Source organism: Bacillus sp. PK3-067 (genome assembly GCF_056738645.1).
Window position 1 is genome coordinate 1,151,841 of record NZ_CP096490.1, and the last position, 20,329, is coordinate 1,172,169.

The 20,329-nt window shown below is 35.8% G+C and carries 20 protein-coding genes; 12 read left to right on the forward strand and 8 right to left on the reverse strand.

The window, feature by feature from the left end; genetic code table 11:
- The first annotated feature begins 13 nt into the window (after positions 1 to 13).
- Together M1D73_RS05980 and M1D73_RS05985 are read left to right on the forward strand one after the other, a co-directional pair.
- Complete coding sequence (locus M1D73_RS05980) at positions 14 to 1,057, forward strand: ABC transporter ATP-binding protein (RefSeq protein WP_000854346.1); 1,044 nt, start codon at positions 14 to 16, stop codon at positions 1,055 to 1,057.
- The gene (locus tag M1D73_RS05985) at positions 1,050 to 1,985 is read left to right on the forward strand and encodes an ABC transporter ATP-binding protein (protein ID WP_000166348.1); all 936 of its coding nucleotides are present in this window, start codon (positions 1,050 to 1,052) and stop codon (positions 1,983 to 1,985) included. Before M1D73_RS05980 ends, M1D73_RS05985 begins: the two co-directional genes overlap by 8 nt.
- A gap of 143 nt (positions 1,986 to 2,128) precedes the next feature.
- Here M1D73_RS05985 and M1D73_RS05990 read toward each other — a convergent pair whose 3' ends face one another.
- Complete coding sequence (locus tag M1D73_RS05990; RefSeq protein WP_002164600.1) at positions 2,129 to 3,574, reverse strand: MATE family efflux transporter; 1,446 nt, start codon at positions 3,572 to 3,574, stop codon at positions 2,129 to 2,131.
- 351 nt (positions 3,575 to 3,925) lie between these two features.
- Here M1D73_RS05990 and M1D73_RS05995 point away from each other — a divergent pair, with 351 nt between their 5' ends.
- Positions 3,926 to 5,572: a peptide ABC transporter substrate-binding protein gene (locus M1D73_RS05995; RefSeq protein ID WP_000728609.1), complete on the forward strand. Its 1,647-nt coding sequence runs from the start codon at positions 3,926 to 3,928 to the stop codon at positions 5,570 to 5,572.
- A 30-nt stretch (positions 5,573 to 5,602) separates the two neighbouring features.
- Here the strand turns inward: M1D73_RS05995 and M1D73_RS06000 are convergent, their stop codons facing one another.
- Entirely contained in the window at positions 5,603 to 5,806 is a 204-nt protein-coding gene (locus tag M1D73_RS06000; RefSeq protein WP_000559971.1) for a hypothetical protein, read from the reverse strand.
- 593 nt (positions 5,807 to 6,399) lie between these two features.
- On the opposite strand from M1D73_RS06000, the gene spx reads away from it, so the two are divergent.
- Positions 6,400 to 6,795 carry a transcriptional regulator Spx gene (gene spx / locus M1D73_RS06005; protein WP_000258267.1) on the forward strand — a complete coding sequence of 132 codons (396 nt, stop codon included), beginning with the start codon at positions 6,400 to 6,402 and terminating at the stop codon, positions 6,793 to 6,795.
- A 48-nt stretch (positions 6,796 to 6,843) separates the two neighbouring features.
- On the opposite strand, the gene M1D73_RS06010 is transcribed toward spx, so the two are convergent.
- On the reverse strand, positions 6,844 to 7,518 hold the full coding sequence (locus M1D73_RS06010) for a TerC family protein (RefSeq protein ID WP_000362607.1): 675 nt from the start codon (positions 7,516 to 7,518) through the stop codon (positions 6,844 to 6,846).
- Between the two features lie 345 nt (positions 7,519 to 7,863).
- Here M1D73_RS06010 and mecA point away from each other — a divergent pair, with 345 nt between their 5' ends.
- The 4 genes from mecA to pepF all read left to right on the forward strand — a co-directional run bounded on the left by mecA (position 7,864) and on the right by pepF (position 13,367).
- Positions 7,864 to 8,547, forward strand: a complete 684-nt coding sequence (mecA, locus tag M1D73_RS06015) for an adaptor protein MecA (RefSeq protein WP_000350713.1) — start codon at positions 7,864 to 7,866, stop codon at positions 8,545 to 8,547.
- Positions 8,548 to 8,619: 72 nt separating this feature from the next.
- Complete coding sequence (locus M1D73_RS06020) at positions 8,620 to 10,164, forward strand: cardiolipin synthase (RefSeq protein ID WP_000799194.1); 1,545 nt, start codon at positions 8,620 to 8,622, stop codon at positions 10,162 to 10,164.
- Between the two features lie 80 nt (positions 10,165 to 10,244).
- Complete coding sequence (locus M1D73_RS06025; RefSeq protein ID WP_000628316.1) at positions 10,245 to 11,489, forward strand: competence protein CoiA; 1,245 nt, start codon at positions 10,245 to 10,247, stop codon at positions 11,487 to 11,489.
- 51 nt (positions 11,490 to 11,540) lie between these two features.
- Positions 11,541 to 13,367 (forward strand): oligoendopeptidase F, encoded by a 1,827-nt coding sequence (gene pepF / locus M1D73_RS06030; protein ID WP_481158005.1) that lies wholly within the window; start codon positions 11,541 to 11,543, stop codon positions 13,365 to 13,367.
- Positions 13,368 to 13,496: 129 nt separating this feature from the next.
- Here pepF and M1D73_RS06035 read toward each other — a convergent pair whose 3' ends face one another.
- The 4 genes from M1D73_RS06035 to M1D73_RS06050 form a co-directional block, all read right to left on the reverse strand.
- Complete coding sequence (locus tag M1D73_RS06035) at positions 13,497 to 13,670, reverse strand: hypothetical protein (RefSeq protein WP_000750355.1); 174 nt, start codon at positions 13,668 to 13,670, stop codon at positions 13,497 to 13,499.
- Positions 13,671 to 13,899: 229 nt separating this feature from the next.
- The gene (locus M1D73_RS06040; RefSeq protein ID WP_000360645.1) at positions 13,900 to 14,793 is read right to left on the reverse strand and encodes a ClpXP adapter SpxH family protein; all 894 of its coding nucleotides are present in this window, start codon (positions 14,791 to 14,793) and stop codon (positions 13,900 to 13,902) included.
- Positions 14,793 to 15,191 (reverse strand): globin domain-containing protein, encoded by a 399-nt coding sequence (locus M1D73_RS06045; protein WP_000043386.1) that lies wholly within the window; start codon positions 15,189 to 15,191, stop codon positions 14,793 to 14,795. The genes M1D73_RS06040 and M1D73_RS06045 overlap by 1 nt, the downstream gene beginning before the upstream one ends.
- Positions 15,192 to 15,359: 168 nt before the next feature.
- Positions 15,360 to 15,938, reverse strand: a complete 579-nt coding sequence (locus M1D73_RS06050; RefSeq protein WP_000191121.1) for a CYTH domain-containing protein — start codon at positions 15,936 to 15,938, stop codon at positions 15,360 to 15,362.
- 144 nt (positions 15,939 to 16,082) lie between these two features.
- Between M1D73_RS06050 and M1D73_RS06055 the strand changes: the two genes are divergently transcribed.
- Genes M1D73_RS06055 through M1D73_RS06070 form a run of 4 tightly spaced genes read left to right on the forward strand, consistent with a single transcriptional unit; the run spans position 16,083 to position 18,847 of the window.
- A complete protein-coding gene (locus M1D73_RS06055) occupies positions 16,083 to 16,454 on the forward strand; it encodes a UPF0738 family protein (RefSeq protein ID WP_001180003.1) in 372 nt (123 codons plus the stop codon).
- A 30-nt stretch (positions 16,455 to 16,484) separates the two neighbouring features.
- Positions 16,485 to 17,123 (forward strand): GTP diphosphokinase, encoded by a 639-nt coding sequence (yjbM, locus tag M1D73_RS06060; protein ID WP_001081482.1) that lies wholly within the window; start codon positions 16,485 to 16,487, stop codon positions 17,121 to 17,123.
- A gap of 18 nt (positions 17,124 to 17,141) precedes the next feature.
- The gene (locus tag M1D73_RS06065) at positions 17,142 to 17,939 is read left to right on the forward strand and encodes an NAD kinase (protein ID WP_000673190.1); all 798 of its coding nucleotides are present in this window, start codon (positions 17,142 to 17,144) and stop codon (positions 17,937 to 17,939) included.
- 14 nt (positions 17,940 to 17,953) lie between these two features.
- Positions 17,954 to 18,847, forward strand: a complete 894-nt coding sequence (locus M1D73_RS06070; protein ID WP_001079143.1) for an RluA family pseudouridine synthase — start codon at positions 17,954 to 17,956, stop codon at positions 18,845 to 18,847.
- Positions 18,848 to 18,895: 48 nt separating this feature from the next.
- On the opposite strand, the gene M1D73_RS06075 is transcribed toward M1D73_RS06070, so the two are convergent.
- A complete protein-coding gene (locus M1D73_RS06075; RefSeq protein WP_000730517.1) occupies positions 18,896 to 20,284 on the reverse strand; it encodes a peptidase G2 autoproteolytic cleavage domain-containing protein in 1,389 nt (462 codons plus the stop codon).
- Positions 20,285 to 20,329: the final 45 nt, after the last annotated feature.

Genomic DNA, 20,329 nt, shown 5'->3' on the forward strand with positions numbered 1-20,329 from the left:
GGGAGAGGCAAAGATGAAAACATTGTTAGAGGTAAAAGATTTACAAGTCTCCTTTGATACACATGCAGGTGAAGTACAAGCTGTACGCGGCGTTACTTTTGATTTGAAAAAAGGAGAAACATTGGCGATTGTAGGAGAATCTGGTTCAGGGAAATCAGTTACTTCTAAAGCGTTAATGGGATTAATTCCGAATCCTCCTGGACGCATTAAAAATGGTGAAATCGTATTTGAAGGTCGTGACTTAACGAAATTAACAGAAAAAGAAATGCAGCAAGTACGCGGTAAAGATATCGCGATGATTTTCCAAGATCCAATGACATCATTAAACCCAACGATGACAATTGGAAATCAAATTATGGAAGGTCTAATTAAACACCAAGGGATGAGTAAAGCAGATGCACGTAAAGTTGCTTTAGAATTAATTGACCTTGTAGGTATTCCAAATCCAGAAGCTCGTTTAAAACAATATCCTCACCAATTCTCAGGTGGTATGAGACAGCGTGTAGTTATTGCGATGGCGTTAGCTTGTAACCCGAAATTATTAATTGCCGATGAGCCGACAACAGCGCTAGACGTTACGATTCAGGCGCAAATTTTAGAACTTATGAAAGACATTCAGCAAAAAACAGAAGCAGCAATCATTTTCATTACGCATGACTTAGGTGTAGTAGCAAACGTTGCGGACCGAGTGGCAGTTATGTACGCTGGTAAAGTTGTTGAAATTGGAACTGTAGATGAAATTTTCTACAATCCGAAACATCCATATACTTGGGGTTTAATCGCATCTATGCCAAGTTTAGATGGTTCAGAAGAAGAGTTATATGCAATCCCTGGAACGCCTCCAGATTTATTGAAGCCGCCAAAGGGAGATGCTTTTGCACCACGTAACCCACAGGCACTGAAAATTGATTTTGAAATGGACCCACCTTTATTTAAAGTAAGTGATACGCACTATGCGGCAACTTGGTTACTTCACGAGCAAGCTCCAGAAGTAAAACCGCCAGCAGTCGTTGAAAAACGCATTCTTCAAATGAAAGCAGGTGAACAACATGACTAAACAACGTGAGAAATTAATTGAAGTAAAAAATGTAAAGCAGCACTTCGACGTGAGTGGTGGTGTTGTCAAAGCGGTTAATGATATTTCATTTGATATTTACCGCGGAGAAACATTTGGTCTTGTAGGAGAATCAGGTTGTGGTAAATCGACAACTGGAAGAACGATTATTCGTTTATATGATGCAACTGCTGGTGAAGTATTGTTCGATGGTGAAAACGTACATGGTAAGAAATCACGCGCAGAACTGAAGAAATTCAACCGTAAAATGCAAATGATTTTCCAAGATCCATACGCATCATTAAATCCTCGTATGACAGTAGGGGATATTATCGCAGAAGGTATTGATATTCACGGATTAGCGAAAAGTAAAAAAGAGCGCATGGACCGTGTTCATGAACTATTAAACACAGTTGGTTTAAATAAAGAGCACGCAAACCGTTTCCCACACGAATTCTCAGGTGGACAACGTCAGCGTATCGGTATCGCTCGAGCGCTTGCTGTAGACCCAGAATTTATCATTGCCGATGAGCCGATCTCAGCACTTGACGTATCGATTCAGGCGCAAGTTGTAAACTTACTGAAAAAGTTACAAAAAGAAAAAGGTTTAACATACTTATTCATCGCCCATGATTTATCAATGGTAAAATACATTAGTGATCGTATTGGTGTAATGTACCGTGGCCAAATCGTTGAGTTAACAACAAGTGATGAATTATATGCGAATCCAATTCATCCATATACGAAATCACTATTATCAGCGATTCCACTTCCAGATCCAGATTATGAGCGCAATCGTAAACGTATCGTATATGATCCATCACAACATAATTATGGTAGTGAAGCACCAACAATGCGTGAAATTCGCCCGGGACATTTCGTACTATGTTCGGAAGCGGAGTACAAGAAATATAAAGAGATTTATCAATAAGAAAAAGAGCCATTCTTCTGTTATGGAAGGATGGCTCTTTTTCTACTATATAAAAGAATTGTATACATTTGTCGGTCAGTCGATATATTTAAAGAATCGCCGATATAAATCTCATGTATCATTAGTGATATCCATATGCAAAATTACTGAACTTGAACAGAAACATTCTCCTCTTGTTCTTCAGGTTTAACAAGTGCATAACGCTCCCACGCTCTACTTTTCCAGCGGAAGAACATAATAATGGCACGTGTCCATTCGTCGATGGCGATTGCTAGCCAAATACCAACGAGCCCCATATCTAAATGAAAGGCGAAAAAGTAACCTAGTGGTAAACTCATTAACACCATAGAGAATGCACCGATTAAAACAGGATATTTTGCATCACCAGCTGCACGAAGCGAATTAATGATGACGATATTCATCGTACGTCCCGTTTCAAGTAGTACACTTAGTAAAAGAACACTTGCGCCTAACCCGATAATGTACGGATTATCTGTAAACAGTCCCATTAATTGTGTACGGAATGTAATAACGAGAGCGACCATACATAAAGTTACACCAATCGCCCATTTTACACTTTTCCACAAGCGTTCGTATGCTTCATCTTTTTCGCCACCACCAACGAGGCGGCCAATAATAATGGCTGTTCCCATACCAATTGCAATAGCGAATAAATAAGTGAACATAGAAATGTTCGTAGCGTATTGTCTAGCCGCTAACGATTCCGTTCCTAAATATGTTGCATAGTATAAGAAGACAATTTGACAAGCTTGATACATAACTTGCTCAAAAGCAGATGGAATCCCGATTTTTAAAATTTTCCCGATATATTCTTTTGATAAGGTGAAATAATATTGTAATTTTACACGATATTCCATAACGCGGTATAGTAACCAGAAGAAAACAATAAGCGCTATAAGTCGGCTGACAGCAGAAGAAATGGCAGCCCCTTGTACACCGAGCTCAGGGAAACCAAATTTCCCGAAAATGAGTACATAGTTTCCAGCGATATGAATCATATTCATTCCGAGTGAAATAAACATCGCTTGCTTTGTGAAACCGTGTACACGGATAATTGCGGCTAATGAGTTAATAATAGCTTGTAGGAAGATGGCTCCTCCGACGATAGATAAGTAGTTTTGCGCATACGTTAGTACATCGCCTTGTAAGTTCATTGCGAGCATCATATGTTTCGAAAATAAAAGAAAACCAGCGCTTATAACGAGCCCAACTATTAAATTTAATGTGACGGCTAATGCTGATATTTTAGATGCTTCCATAAAGCGTTTGGAACCGAGGTATTGAGATACGACGATAGCTGCGCCGTTCCCGATGACTTCTAGTACCAAAATAGCGATATGGAGGTATTGATTCGCTGCACCAACCCCAGATACAGCATCGTCTGATAATGCACTTAACATGAAAGTATCAGCGATCCCCATTAACATAAAAAGAAAAACTTCTAGAAAAATAGGCCATGTTAATAAGAATAAACTTAATTTCTCAGTAGGCCCGTTTTTTGCCTGAATTGCTGCCATGTCCGTCCCCTCTTTACCGATATCTATTTTTAGCAAAATGTATCGTAACATACTTTCTTAACCTTTGCACTCATTTTAGCCTACATATTTTTATTATGAAGAGAGTGCTATTTTATGATAAAAACAAAAGGATAATTATACATAAAGTATTATGAGATATAAAATTCATTTTTCTCTGATAATTTAGAAAAGTATAAAAATATTGTTTTTAACACTTTAGTAAGAATAATCAGCAATATGAAACGTTTACAAAGATTTATTTTTTAACAGGAAATTTTAATGAAATAGAAATATAAATATACAAAAAATATATTTGTGTGTATAATATGAATTATTAGAACATATATATATTTCTTTCTGTTTGAAAATGAAAGGGCTAACATTTTTATGGAGGGTGGAAGTATGAAAAAAAAGATGCCAGTTTTTGTAGTATCAACAGTAGCAATGAGCATGATGTTAGGGGCATGTAGCTACCAAAAAGATGAACCGCAAGCGAACGCAAAAGGGGATAGCGGGAAAAGCGGTGCGAAGCAAGTTATTAACTTAATTGAAACGCAAGAAATTCCAACGATGGATCCAGCGTTATCAGCTGATGCAGTTTCTTCAAGAGTAATGGGTAATACGATGGAAGGCTTATACAGTTTAGGAAAAGATGATAAGCTAGTTCCTGGTGTAGCGAAGGAATTCCAAAAATCAGAAGATGGTAAAAAATATACATTTAAATTACGTGAAGACGCAAAATGGTCAAATGGTGATCCTGTGACGGCAAAAGATTTCGTATACGCATGGCAAAGAGCGATTAACCCAGATACAGCTGCGAAATCAGCGTACATTATGTATGATATAAAAAATGCAGAGAAAATTAATAAAAAAGAGATGAGTCCGGATCAATTAGGGGTAAAGGCGATTGATGATTATACATTAGAAGTGGAATTAGATAATTCAATTCCATACCTTGTAGATTTAATGGTATATCCAATCTTCTATCCTGTGAATGAAAAGTTTGTGAAAGAGCAAGGTACAAAGTTTGGTTTGGAAGCGAATACAACGCTTTATAACGGACCATTTACATTAAGTGATTGGCAACATGAACGTAGCTTTAAAATGACAAAGAGCGCGTCATATTGGGACAATAAAGAAGTGAAGATTGAAGAAGTAAACTTTAATATTGTAAAAGATACATCTACGCCAATTAACTTATATGAAACAAATGCAATTGATCGAGCGTCGTTATTAGCGGAGTTTATTGATAAATATAAAGGAAAACCAGATTTCCAAACAGTAGAAGATACATCTGTATTCTTCCTTCGTTTAAATCAAAAAGATCCAGCTTTAGCAAATAAAAATATTCGTAAAGCAATTTCACTTGCTTTTGACCGTAAGCCATTCGTGGATACATTATTAAATAACGGTTCTAAGCCAGCAACAGGATTAATTCCTGATAACTTCATTAAAGGACCAGATAAAAAAGATTTCCGTGCTGTAAACGGGGATATTGTAAAACCAAACGTGAAAGAAGCGAAGAAATATTGGGAAGCTGGTAAAAAAGAACTTGGTAAAAATGAAATCGAATTAGAATTATTAAATGAAGATGTAGAGTTATCAAAGAAAACTGGTGAATATTTAAAAGGTGAATTAGAAAAGAATTTACCAGGTTTAACAGTAAAAATTAAACAACAACCATTCGCACAAAAACTAAAATTAGAAGATGCGGGCGATTATGTCATGTCATTCTCTGGATGGAGTGCGGACTTCCCAGATCCAATTACATATCTTGATATGTTTGTAACAGATGGGTCACAAAATAAGATGAAGTACTCTAATCCAAAATACGATGAAATCATTATGAAGGCGAAAAAAGATGGAAGCGATGTAAATGCTCGTTGGAAGAACTTATTAGAAGCAGAAAAAATGTTACTTGATGATGCTGCGATCGTTCCAGTATATCAACGTGGTAGAGCATATTTACAAAGAGATTCAATTAAAAATATGTATAACCATAAATATGGCGGCGATTTAAGCTTTAAATGGGCGTCAGTAGAGAAATAAAAAAAAAGCAGGTGATCGCCTGCTTTTTTTTTAATACGTTCGTTTCTTATAAATGCCTTTTCCGCCAACTTGGTTCCAGCCAGATTGTACATCCAAACTTTTGTTAACAAACTTCATTTTTTCTTTTCCACCAAAGAGCTTTTCGCCGATGCTATTTGTAATGACACCAATCAATGCTGTTATTCCGATGATGAGGGCAGCAACCGTAATAAAATCAATAAAAAAAGCAATCATTTGAAAACTCCCCCTTTGCCTGTCTGTATGTTTATTGTATGAGATAAAAAATGAAAAAGAAAGAAATGTCAGAAAAATATTTAATTTACTTTAGAAATCGTGTAGACAGGAGGGAGGATATTTGTTAAAATAAGAACAAACGTTCCTTTTCATTCTCATTTGTATAGTCTTACATTTCTTAATTGATTTATCAAGAAAAAGTAAGAAAACGTTCTCTTTTTCATAGGGAAGATTATAGATAAATAACTATATATTATATGAAAAATCTATGAGAAGTGAGTAGTAAAAGGATTGAAAGTTATTGTTAAAGTACAGCTGAAGTGAGCGTAATCATGTTACATAGCAGTGAAATACACGGAAGAGTTTTCTCAACTAGCAGGAAATTTACTGTATATTTCTTGCAAAATCTATTGTATAATGATTATAGAAGTTACTTATTAAAAGTAATTGTTGTTTATTATAAGTTGTTGCTTACATGAAATGCGATTTTTGTACTTTTCAATAAGACAAGTTATCGCGAAAAATTGCTGAAGTTAGAAATTAAAACTGTATTTAGTACAGAATTTGTACTCTTTAAGGAGAGTGAGCTTTGTATGGTAACATTATATAGTTCTCCAAGCTGTACGTCTTGTAGAAAGGCGAAATTATGGCTAGAGGAAAATCATATTCCCTATACAGAACGTAATATTTTCTCAGATCCATTAACGATTGAGGAAATTAAAGAGATTTTACGTATGACAGAAAGCGGAACGGATGAGATTATTTCTACTCGTTCGAAAGTTTTCCAAGAATTGAATGTAAACTTAGAGTCTTTACCACTTCAAGATTTATATAAGATGATTCGTGACTATCCAGGGATTTTACGTCGTCCAATTATGATTGACGAGAAACGCCTTCAAGTTGGTTACAACGAAGACGAAATTCGTCGTTTCTTACCACGTACAGTAAGAACGTTCCAATTACGTGAAGCACAACGTCTTGTAAATTAATTATAATAATATGAAAACCTTCTACCTATTATATAGTAGAAGGTTTTTTTAATGTTTCACATTGCGTAATCGAACTTGTTGTACGATAAAGCCGATGCATAAAATAGTGAAAATGAACAAATAAGGAATGCTTGTAGTGAAACTTGGATTGTTATGAAAAAAGGTTGCAAGTCTGTCTTCATGTGTAACCATTTTTCCTGCAGTATAGGCAAGAATCGCTGCACCGCAATAAATGAGGAATGGAAATCGTTCCATAAGTATTAAAATAAGTTTGCTGCCCCAAATAATAATCGGGATAGAAATGAGTAAGCCGATTATGACGAGTAAAAATCTCCCGTGAGCTGCACCTGCAATGGCAATAACATTATCAAACCCCATAACGAGATCCGCGAAAACAATTGTCCGCACAGCTTGAAATAAAGTTGTTTTTCCTTGAATAGAAGAAAGATCGTTGCTATTATCGGTTAATAAATTGACTGCAATTAATGTAAGTAAAACCCCGCCAATCAATTGTAGAAATGGAATGTCGAGTAAATAGACAGCTAGTATAGTAAGGATGATTCTTAGTACAATCGCTAAAAGAGTACCGATCAAAATAGCCTTATTTCGTTTCGATTCAGGTAAATTTCGGCTAGCTAGTGCGATGACGATTGCATTGTCACCACCTAATACAACATCGATACCGACAATCATTAGTACGGATGTTAAAAACTCTAAGTCCATTCGTCTGCCTCCATTTATGATGTTTTAATAAGCGAACTATATGTATGTGATGAAGAAAGTTGTTGTTAAATAATCTCTTCTAATAGAAGTTTCACTTTATTACAGTGTACGGGGGAATGTGGAAATGTATGTCCAAATTTTTTGTAAGTAAGAAATCGCTATAATAATATATTTATGTAGTTTATCGAGTAAAGATAGGCATATAAATATTTTTGTAAAATAAATCGATTTTATTTCCATTCTGGAGAATCTTATCATAAAATGAGAGTACAAGAATCTATTGATTTGTCATATGAGTGGGGAATCCCTTCATAACAATTCTAAGCAGGAAGGGAGAGTTGTATTTTGGATATTGAAAGAATTAATGATCATACGATGAAATTTTTTATTACGTACATTGATATAGAGGATAGAGGATTTAATCGTGAAGAAATTTGGTATGATCGCGAACGAAGTGAAGAGCTCTTTTGGGAGATGATGGACGAAGCTCGTGATCATGACGATTTCTTTATTGATGGACCGTTATGGATTCAAGTGCAAGCAGTCGATAAAGGGATTGAAGTACTTGTCACGAAAGCAGAGCTTTCAAAGGACGGACAAAAGCTGGAACTACCGATAGGGGTAGACAAAATTATAGATATTCCTCTAGATGAAGGCATCGAATCATTATTCCAACAAGAATTAGTCGAAGAGGTAGAAGAACAAACAGGAACAAACTTTAATGAAGATGGTACGTTTGGCTTTTTAATTAAATTTAATGATTTTGAAGATGTCATTTCATTAAGTCATCGTCTTATCTTTGAAGATATAAAAGATGAGCTGTATTCATTTGAGGACCGCTATTATGTATATGTGGAATTCGATGAAGTGCTACATGATGAAGAAGAAATCGATCGTATTTTAAGTATTATTTTAGAATATGGAGAAGAATCAACTTTAACAATTCATCGTGTAAGTGAGTATGGAAAACAAATTGTGAAAGAGCATGCGCTTGAAACGATTCGCAATAATTTTCCTGCTAAAACGTAGGCCGATTTCTGTAGTATGAAATCGGCTTTTTATATGAAGAATAGGAAAGCTTTCTTAGTTAGGAGGTAAGAGATGAAAAATACGTTAAAGCTGATTTTCTTTATACTGCTATTGTTCGCATTATTTGTTTCGTTACGTATGTTTATTGATGTAGCATTTTATTCAGATGTGATTGGGATAAAAGATGTTTCGATTTTAGGTATTATTAGTATTTTATTTACAGTATCTGCGTTTTTAATTGGTTGCGTTATTTTCTTAGAAAATCGACATCCATCTAAAACACTTACATGGTTAATTGTTTTAGGAATTTTTCCGGTATTTGGTTTCTTTGCTTATTTATTATTCGGACAAAATTTTCGAAGAAAAAGAATGTTCCAAAAGAAGGCGTTACTTGATGAACAGGCGTTTTTACAATATAAAGGGCATGAAGATTACGAAGAACGAATTTTACGCAATCATAAGCATCAAGAACTGTTATTTCGTTTAGCGGATCGATTAGGAGCTTTAAATATTTCATTTCAAACTGAAACGAGGACATTAACAAATGGAGATGAAACGTTTCGGGCTATTTTAAATGGGTTAAAACGAGCGAAACATCACATTCATATGGAATATTACATTGTGCGTGATGATAAATTAGGAACAGAAATTAAAGATATTTTAATACAAAAATCGAAAGAAGGCGTTGTTGTTCGCTTTTTATATGATGCGGTTGGAAGTTTTAAGTTATCGAAATCGTATATTGAAGAATTAAACGATGCAGGTGTAGAAATGATTCCATTCTTTCCTGTGCGCTTTCCGATTTTAAACGATAAGATTAATTATCGAAATCATAGGAAAATTGTTGTGATTGATGGGAACGAAGGATTTGTAGGCGGATTAAATATCGGTGATGAGTATTTAGGGAAAAATAAATATTTTGGCTTTTGGCGAGATACGCATTTGTATTTACGTGGTGAAGCGGTTCAAAGTTTACAACTTATTTTCCTTCAAGACTGGTTTTATATGACTGGAGAGGCTGTGCTAGCCCCTGAATATTTACAAGCAAAAGCAGTTGAGGGTGATCATTGGGGAGGAGTGCAGCTAGTTGCAGGTGGCCCCGATAATAAGTGGGAAACGATTAAGCATTTATATTTCGCAATGATCGCTTCTGCTCGGAAATCAATTTGGATTGCAACGCCGTATTTTATTCCGGATGATGATATTTTATCCGCATTAAAGGTTGCTGCACTTGCTGGTATTGATGTTCGTTTATTAATGCCGAGTAAACCGGATAAGCGTACTGTCTTTTACGCATCGAGATCGTACTTCCCAGAGCTTTTAGATGCAGGAGTAAAGATATATGAATACGAAAAAGGTTTTCTTCATAGTAAAATTGTCATCGTTGATTCTGATTTAGCTTCAATTGGGACAGCTAATATGGATATGAGAAGTTTTCATTTGAATTTTGAAGTAAATGCCTTTTTATATGATACAGATAGCATTCGAAAACTTGTTCAAGACTTTAAAGATGATTTAGAAGAATCAAGTGAAATTCATGGTGATCATTTTCATAAAAGACGTCTTCATAGACGAATTGTTGAATCAACGTACCGATTATTATCACCTTTATTATAAAAAGAGATGTCCGAAATTGGGACATCTCTTTTTTAAAAGGAATTTGTAACAAATTGTAGAATATAAGGAGCTGAAAGGGTGTGATTACGATATTTATCGCTAAAAGAGAAAACGGTGAAAAAATTCATTTACTCTATAATTGTAATGAAGAGCTTTTGCGCCGTATGCGTCAACAAGAACGATTCTTTTGTGTAGCTTGCGGAAAGGAAGTGCAAATGAAATTAGGGAAACAAAAAAGTTGGCATTTTGCTCATAAAAAAGTGGATTCATGTCTTGCCTTTTATGAAGCGGAATCAAAGTATCATATGCATGGTAAAGAATTGTTATATAGATGGTTCAAACGTCAAAACTTTCAGGTGGATATAGAGTACTACCTCCCAGAAATTAAGCAACGACCAGATGTTTTTGTAGAGAGGGCGGGTAGAAAAATTGCAATTGAATACCAATGTGCAAACCTCGCTATAGAGCAGCTGTACAAAAGAACATATTCGTATTGGCAAGCTGGTATACAGGTCATTTGGATCGTTGGTGGAAATCAATTGAAAAAGCAATCTGCATATTGGATGAAATTTTCCTCACTTATGGCTTTCTCCTTACAATCTTATCCTCAGCCACTTCTTATTTTCTTCTGTCCGAAACAAAAATCATTTATGAAATGTGCATTTGTCACTCCCTTTTCTACAAATGTTTTTTTCTCACATACTATATATTTACCAACTGATGCGACTACTTTTGAAATGCTTTTTTCTCCTGTTCCTTTCGGGAAAGAAAGATTGGGTGAAGAGTGGAAGAAGAGAAAGAAAAACTTTCGCCAAAATGCCTTACCGATTTGGAATTATAATTATAAGTCATTATTACGCCTCTTATATCAATTTAAATGTACCCCAGCGAGCTTTCCTTCTGAAATTGGTGTTCCACTCCCTTCTGCATTTGCTTTTCAAACAAACCCATTTATATGGCAAGCTTTTCTATATATGAAGTGTATAGGGGAGCTTGCAGTGGGAGAGTGTATTTCTCTTCAATATGTGTGTAGTTATGTAAAAAGGTATACGAAAAGGCGGATACTTCCGTACTTTTCGCAGCACATATGGAAAATGGCAGTTACTGAATATATGACATTTTTATGCTATATAGGTGTTTTACGTAAAGTGAGAACTTATACGTACCGAAAAATAAGGGATGCCGTGATGTTAAAAACAGAGGAGGAAATTATGAAACATGATGAGATTTGCTTAATACATGCGCTATCTTTATTTGAGGCAAATTTTAACATGAGAGGAGGAAAAGCGGATATAATAAAGAATGATTGTGAAGGAATTACATAAGAAAAAAACGAATTGTACTTAAGTAGAGATATTTAAAGGAGGGCTTAAAGAATGTCTGAACAAAACAAAGCGAAAGCATTACCAGATCGCAACGAGATTGAAGAAGCAAGTACGTGGCGATTAGAAGATATTTTCCAAACGGATGCAGAATGGGAAAAAGAATTCCAAGCTATTAAAGAGCTATTACCGAAGTTAACTGAATTTAAAGGGAAACTTGGTGACTCTGCGGACAATTTACTTGAGGCATTGCAATATGAAGATGAAATATCAATGCGATTAGGTAAGTTATATACATATGCTCATATGCGTTACGATCAAGATACAACAAACTCTGTATATCAAGCATTAAATGATCGTGCAACAAATTTATATTCACAAGTATCTAGTAGCACAGCGTATATTGTGCCTGAAATTTTATCGATTTCAGAAGATACATTGCAAACATTCTTGAAGGAAAATAGAGATTTAAGTGTATATGAACATGCATTAGAAGAAATTACACGTCAACGCCCGCACGTATTATCAGAAGCTGAGGAAGCTTTATTAGCGGAAGCATCTGAAGTAATGAGTTCATCAAGCAATACATTTGGTATGTTGAATAACGCGGATTTAAAATTCCCATCTATTAAAGGGGAAGACGGAGAAGAAATAGAAATTACACATGGCCGTTACATTCAGTTTTTAGAAAGTGATGATCCTCGTGTTCGCAAAGATGCATTTAAAGCTGTATATGAAACGTACGGAAAATTTAAAAACACATTCGCAAGTACGTTAAGCGGAGCAGTAAAACGTAATAATTTCAATGCGCGTGTTCGTAAATATGATTCTGCTCGCCAAGCTGCACTGAGCAATAATAATATTCCGGAAGCAGTATACGATCAACTCGTTGAAACAGTAAATGACAACTTACATTTATTACACCGTTACATCGATATTCGTAAGCGTGCACTAGGACTTGATGAGCTTCATATGTATGATTTATATACACCACTTGTACCAGAAGTGAAAATGAATGTGAAATACGAAGAAGCGCAAGACCTTTTATTAAAATCTTTAAACGTACTTGGTGATGAATATGTTGATATTTTGAAAGAGGCATATGAAAATCGCTGGGTAGATGTGTATGAGAATAAAGGAAAACGAAGCGGGGCATATTCATCTGGTGCATATGGAACAAATCCGTATATTTTAATGAACTGGCATGATAATGTAAATAATTTATTTACACTTGCTCATGAGTTTGGTCATTCGGTGCATAGTTACTATACAAGAAAAACACAACCGCACGTATATGGTGATTATTCCATCTTCGTAGCAGAAGTGGCATCTACTTGTAATGAAGCACTTCTAAATGATTATTTATTAAAAACGACAGAAGATAAGAAAGAGCGTCTATATTTATTAAATCATTATTTAGAAGGGTTCCGTGGTACTGTATTCCGTCAAACGATGTTTGCAGAGTTTGAACATATTATTCATAAGAAAGTACAAGAAGGACATGCTGTTACGCCAGACATGTTAACGGAAATTTACTATGATTTAAATAAGAAATATTTCGGTGACGCTTTAGTAATCGACGAAGAGATTGGTTTAGAATGGTCTCGTATTCCACACTTCTACTACAACTATTACGTATATCAATACGCAACAGGATTTAGTGCAGCGACAGCTCTATCTAAACAGATTTTAGAAGAAGGACAACCAGCAGTAGAACGTTATATTAACGAGTTCTTAAAAGCAGGAAGCTCTGATTATCCAATTGAAGTGCTGAAAAAAGCAGGAGTACATATGGCATCTCCTGAACCAGTAAAAGAGGCACTACAAGTATTTGAAGAGAAATTAAATGAATTAGAAGCATTATTATTTGAAGAAAAGTAATGAAAAAAGACGAGGGATTGTATCCTCGTCTTTTTGTTGAATAGATTCAATGTCGATATTTGTCGGAGAGAAAGGTGAATTTCTTTGTTTTTCTAACTGAAAGGATAGTTTTACGACTGATTTTTAAAATTAAAACCCTTTGAATCGTTTTTTATAATTGAAATAAGAGAGAGTGATAACGATGATTCCAAATAAAAGAGGTAAGGCAATAATTTTAGGAAAAGCTTGTAGTAGAGAGAGGATGTACAAGAAAAAAGAAACGATGACAGCTAGAAAGAGAAGAGCAATATAAGATTTTTTCATAAATAAACCCCCTAAATGACCTTTTTTATAGCTTATTCAAAAATGAAAACGTTTAGAATGTGACAAAAGTGTGAAATTCGACAAAAGGGGTTGTCATCTGACGTCGAATCTTGTAATATAATAAGCGTGAACGAATTCACATACAAACATATACCCCTTTGTTTGAACGTGAAAATTTCTCCCATCCCCTTTAATATTTTTATAAGCCGTAAAGAAAAAGACCTGGTGTTTACACCAGGTCTTTTTCTTTTGCTATCCATTTCCAATAACGTTCGCATTTTACTTCTATCATTTGTACTTTTCGTTTCAGTTGTAATTTTTTTAGTTCGCGTTCAATTTCTTGTTGCGGACAATCATAAATAAATGCTACTTCTTTTGAAGATATAAATTGTGTTGCTTCTAGTAACACTTCTAAAGGTGGTAATGGTTCTGGCTCAATTTCACATTTTACAAGTTCTTTCAATAATTGTACGTATACATCGTAGGAATAATTTCCAGCGATTTTAATACCTTCTTCATCTGAGTTCGCATGAAAAAAGACGAGGGAAGGTATTTCTGTAATATGCATTTCATTCGTGAATTTCAAGTCACATTGGAAAGCTTTTTTTGCACTAGCAGAATGTAGATCTTTTTTAAATTCTTCTACATCAATATTGCTATCTTTCGCACATGCAAGTAATAGTTCGCAGTCAGGGTTTGATACATTTTCAAGGAAAATGTATTCTTGGAGTTTTCGCAAAAACTTCGAACCTGCTTTTCGGCCTTGCAACTCCGCTGCCTTAATTGCCATCGAAACTAAATATGGTGTTGACGATGCTTCTTGCATATGTACCTTTCCATCACATGAAAAACCTTGTAAACTGGTTGTCTTTTCCCACACAAATCGAATATTAGCAGGTTTATTCCATTTGTGTGAGGAAGCGTTCGTTCCATCCACTTTTCCTGTTACGATATGACGAATAGAGAAGTATTTCCCGTATTCAAGCCATAGTTTAATAATAAAAGGCTCAATTTCCCAGCAATCTTTACAAAGTGGATCAATAAATAAATATGCTTCTACAGACTTATGCTCGCATGCGGAAGGAGATGGCATATTTATATGCTTTGCTTCCTGCTTATCCATTACACTTCACCTGTTTCGTTTGGAGTATTAACCATATGCTGAGCGGTTAATGCTAAACGTTCAAAAACAAACTCTCTTATATGACCATGAACTCCAGTATCATCCATTGCTTGCTCCATACATGATAGCCAAGCCTCTGCTCGTTTTGGAGTAATCTCAAACGGAAGATGGCGTGCTCTTAACATAGGATGACCATGTTCTTCAGTGTACAAATTAGGACCACCTAAATATTGTGTTAAAAATTGCTTCTGCTTCCTAGCGGTTTCTGTTAAATCTTCCGGGAAGATGGGAGATAAGTCAGGGTGTTTACTGACATAGGAATAAAATGTATCTACTAATATTGCAATGCATTGTTCACCGCCAATTGCTTCAAATGGTGTCATCGGTTGCTTGCTCATCCTTTATAAACTCCTTTTTCCATGAAATGTATATCTATTGTAGCAATGGAATGTTCGAGAGGGCAAATAAACAGCTTTCTCAAAGATTCTTTGCTTATTCTACGGGTGTAAACTTTTTTAGTGAGATGTATCCACTAGTGAAACATATTCACTAGTGGAATTTTCACTTTAGCGTGCTTTTTTTTGTTTGGCAAGGAAAAAGCGTTTTACTTTGTTATTTGTATGGCGAACAGGTATGTTATGTTGCGTTAATAAATGAATAAATGCAGCTTTTCCTGTTTCTTCATCTTGCACTTCAAATTCAATTTCATAATCATCGTGATTGTAATAGAAACTATGATCAAAGACAAGCGTTCCGCCTTTAAATAATGTTTCTGCTCTTTCTGTTGTTAAACTACCCATATATGTTAAAGCAGAAACAGGAATTTGTAATTTGTGTAATTGATCTACTACTGCTCCTTGAATGATTGTGTTTGTTTCCATCATCATTTTTGCTTCGTCTTCTGTTACGACTTGATGCGTTTCTAATAAACCGATTTCTGCAGGTTGTTTCAACGTTAACGTATAAGTTTCTCCTTTATGACGAATACGAAGTGCAGAGCCAGCTTCTTTTAACGAGAAGTCAGGTGTTTCAAAGTAGTGATTCACTTGTTTAGTAAATGCTTCAATAGAAAACGATTTACATAATGTATCGAATTCTTCTTTTGTAACGATATTTTTGAATTCAATTTCAATTTCTTGTGTCATTGTATAATCTCCTTTTGAAAAATAATTCTTTACACATTATCGCTTTTTCATAAATTTGGTTCAATGTTTTATTTGTTTGCGTCCATGTTATGATACAATAATACTGTTAAGTAAGACAGGAAGTTGAGATGGAGGAGTTAGAGCATGCAAAATAAAATCCAAGTTAAGAGCGTAGAAAAGAGAGAGAATGCTCTTATTTTTTGTGCGGAAAATAGTGAAATAGAGGTAAAGGAGTTAAGTGCGCGTAATCACGTACTTGTAGACTCAGACAATTTATCATTTTTATATATCTTAGAAAATGAATCATCTTTCATTTATGTAAGTATTCCGCACACATGCTGGGAAGCAATGCATGAAGCGATGAATAACGATGTGGTTATGTTCGTTCGCGTGAATGACATTGAAATGGAATTAGAAGGATTAAAAGAAGAAGTAGAATATTTAGTTGAAAATATTGAAGGTAATGCAAATTACGGAGAAGAATTAGTAACTGCTGTAGAAAAAGTATTTCTATAAGCAAATGGATTGATTTTGGTGGTGGTTGAAATGAATCGAAATTGGGAAGAATTTTTAGCACCTTACCACCAAGCGGTGGCAGAGCTAAAAGTGAAACTAAAAGGAATGCGTACTCAATTTGCAATGTTAACAGAGCATTCTCCAATTGAGTTTGTAACAGGAAGGGTAAAGTCGGTTGCAAGTATTATTGATAAAGCGGAGAAGAGAAATGTACCGCTAGACCGATTGAGAGAAGATATGCAGGATATTGCTGGGCTTAGAATGATGTGTCAATTTGTTGATGAGATTAAGCCTGTTGTAGAATATCTTCGAAAACGAAATGACTTTGAAATCGTGGAAGAACGTGATTATGTCACGCAAAAGAAAGATAGCGGTTATCGTTCTTATCATGTTGTCATTAGTTATCCTGTTCAAACGATTCAAGGTGAACAAAAAGTATTGGTAGAAATCCAAATACGCACGCTAGCAATGAACTTTTGGGCAACAATTGAGCATTCTTTAAATTATAAATATAGTGGACGTTTTCCTGAAGATATTAAAATACGATTGCAACGTGCAGCTGAAGCGGCGTTTTTATTAGATGAAGAAATGTCTTCTATTCGTCTTGAAATTCAAGAAGCGCAAAAGGCTTTTTCAAGAAAGCAAGAAACGAAAGATTCCGAATCATAAACTAAAGGGTGTTGGGCGATGAAATTTACAATTATGTCAAAGGGAGATCAATCATCAGATACACTGGCAAGCACGATGAAAGAGTACTTGCTAGATTTTGGATTTATAATGGATGAAAAGGAACCCGATATTGTAATTTCTGTTGGGGGAGATGGAACGCTTTTATATGCGTTTCATCGTTATTATAATCGATTGGATGAAACAGCATTTGTTGGTGTACATACAGGACATCTAGGTTTCTATGCAGATTGGTTACCAACAGAAGTAGAGAAATTAGTAATTGCGATTGCGAAAACACCATTCCAAGTGGTGGAATATCCGCTTTTAGAAGTTATTATTCGCTATGTGAATGGAAGTAAAGAGTCACAGTATTTAGCGATGAATGAGGCGACTGTAAAAAGTGCAGAAGGTACATTAGTAACAGAAGTAGAAATACGCGGAGAATATTTTGAAACATTCCGCGGAGATGGCCTTTGTATCTCTACTCCTTCAGGAAGTACCGCGTATAATAAAGCGCTTGGCGGAGCAATTATTCACCCATCTATTGAAGCGATTCAAATTGCAGAAATGGCGTCCATTAACAATCGTGTATTTCGTACTGTAGGATCGCCACTCGTATTGCCGAAGCATCATACATGTGTGTTAAAGCCAGCTGCAGGAATGAACTTACAAATTACAGTGGATCATTTAACGATGGTTCATCAAGATGTGAAATCAATCCAGTATCGCGTCGCAAACGAGAAAGTACGATTTGTTCGTTTCCGCCCATTCCCGTTCTGGAAACGAGTTCGTGACTCGTTTGTTGCAGATAAATAGAAAGGGTTATATATTTGAACAGATTTACATTGAAATGGGATATAGGGCCGGCTCAAGAGGGAACTTTAGTTAGGGAATTTTTGAAAACGAAAGGTATTTCTAAAGCCGCTTTAACGGATATAAAGTTTCATGGCGGAGCAATTGAAGTAAATGGTCAACATGCGAGTGTTCGTCATCAGTTGCGTGCTGGTGAAGAATTACGTGTCTTTTTTCCAGTGGAGGAAAGAAGTGAAGGGATGATGGCAGAAGATATTCCTTTATGCATTATATATGAAGATGACGCGGTTCTTATCATTAATAAAGAGGCGAATATGTCAACGATTCCGTCTAGAGAACATCCGGCAGGAAGTGTTGCCAATGCGCTGTTATCTCATTATGATAAGCAGCATCTTGCAAGTACAGTGCACATCGTAACACGTTTAGATCGTGATACTTCGGGGCTTATGCTTATTGCAAAAAATCGTTTCGTGCATCATCTTTTATCGAAGCAGCATCAACAAAAAGCTGTGAAACGAACGTATGAAGCAATTGTTCACGGAAAGATTGTAGAACGAGAAGGAATGATTGATGCACCAATTGGTCGAAAATCTGATAGCATTATTGAGCGAATGGTTTGTGAGGATGGACAAAGGGCAGTTACTCATTTTAAAGTAATTGATAGTACATATCATAAGACACATGTAGCGCTTGAGCTTGAGACAGGAAGAACGCATCAAATTCGTGTGCATATGGCTCATATAGGACATCCATTACTTGGTGATAGCTTATATGGAGGGAGAAGGGATGAAATGAAACGGCAAGCACTTCATAGTAAATCTTTGACGTTTTATCATCCTATTTTAGAGAAAGAGATGTCTTTCACTATAAAGCTTCCAAGCGATATGCAAGAAGTGTTGCGGCATACTTAAAAAGGGAACAAAATTCTTATATTATAAAGAATTTTGTTCCCTTTTTTCTTAGCGGAATAATATTAAAATTTGGTTTTCACCCGTACGCTTTATAACGAAAAATCCATTTTCGGCTTTTGTAGCAATGCCATTGTCATTTGGAAGACAAAATCCATGTGCTTCGCAAGTGCCGTCATCACGTACTAACATTTGTCCAATTAATCCGACAGGAAGCCACTCGGCGCGATCTTTTCTGGCTACATATTTGCGAGTTGGATCCCATTCTGTATTTAAAAGAGGTTGTATTTCTTCGGTTTCCGTCCATACATATTGGCGTTTTCCAAAGTTATCTGTTTTATAACGTTTTTCCCAACTTAAAGCCCCGCTATTTCCTATAAGGGCAGGGGTTGCACTAGATATTCCTAAAATGAACGAGTCGTGTGAAGTAGCTATCCGAATTTTTTCTTCGCTACTAAATGTAACGAAATAACCGACATCAATAGGTTTATGATCTTCGGTTTCAAACATTTGTGCAAAATCCGTTCCACTTGCATTGTAAGACGCACCCTCAATGTACATTTCTCCATTATGGGCAAGCCATTTAGCCCCGATATTATGGTCGGTGTCGCTTACACCATTTGCAATAAACCAAGAATAAGCTTCTTCTGCAGTGCCGAAGCGCCCCATAATATGGCTACCTGCAAAATGAGCTGTTGATGTATGATGACCTTCCGCATGAGAAGAGGATCCGTTAGCGATAGTTGCGGTTCCTTCTGCGTGTGCTGCTTCGCCTAAAGCAATCGTCTGTTTACCCTCTGCATGAGAATAAGCTCCGCCTGCTGTCGTTTCACTTCCCTCACTATGCGAACTATGTCCAGTTGCTTTTGAGTTTGATCCCTCTGCATGAGAGAAAGAACCTTTTGCGTGTGTTAATAAGCCTTCCGCATGTGCTGCCATGCCCTCCGCATGAGAGTGAAGCCCTTCCGCATATGCATATCGGCCGCCCCTTTTAACTTTTGTATTTTCAGGTGTAGGTGTCTCAATTATGAGTGGTTTTTCAGTTTGTATATCATTCGATGAAGCCAATGCCTCTTTTATTTTTTTTACTTTGTTTATAATAGCAGCTGGAATTTCTGGTTCCACTTTTTTATTTATTGCTACAGAAATATTTTCTTCCGTCTTTTCTTCTGTTTGATTAGAATGTATTACCTGTTCATCTTGATTTGAGAGCTGTTTATTTTTTTGCTGCATTTTTATTTTTCTGCGATCGATTATGCGGCTCATCACAGCATTTTCTAAAGAGACATATGTTGGTTTTACTTTGCTTTTTTTTGATGACTCTTGTTCTTCCAGTTCTTCTATCGCTGCAGCCCGAATACTACACCAGTTGTTAATTCCGTACATGGGCAGATATAAAGGGGGAAATTTTCTTTTTTGTTTAGAAGATTTTTTCTTCATTATGTCACCTCCTGCGACATTATATGTAGTGTAATTAAAAAAAGA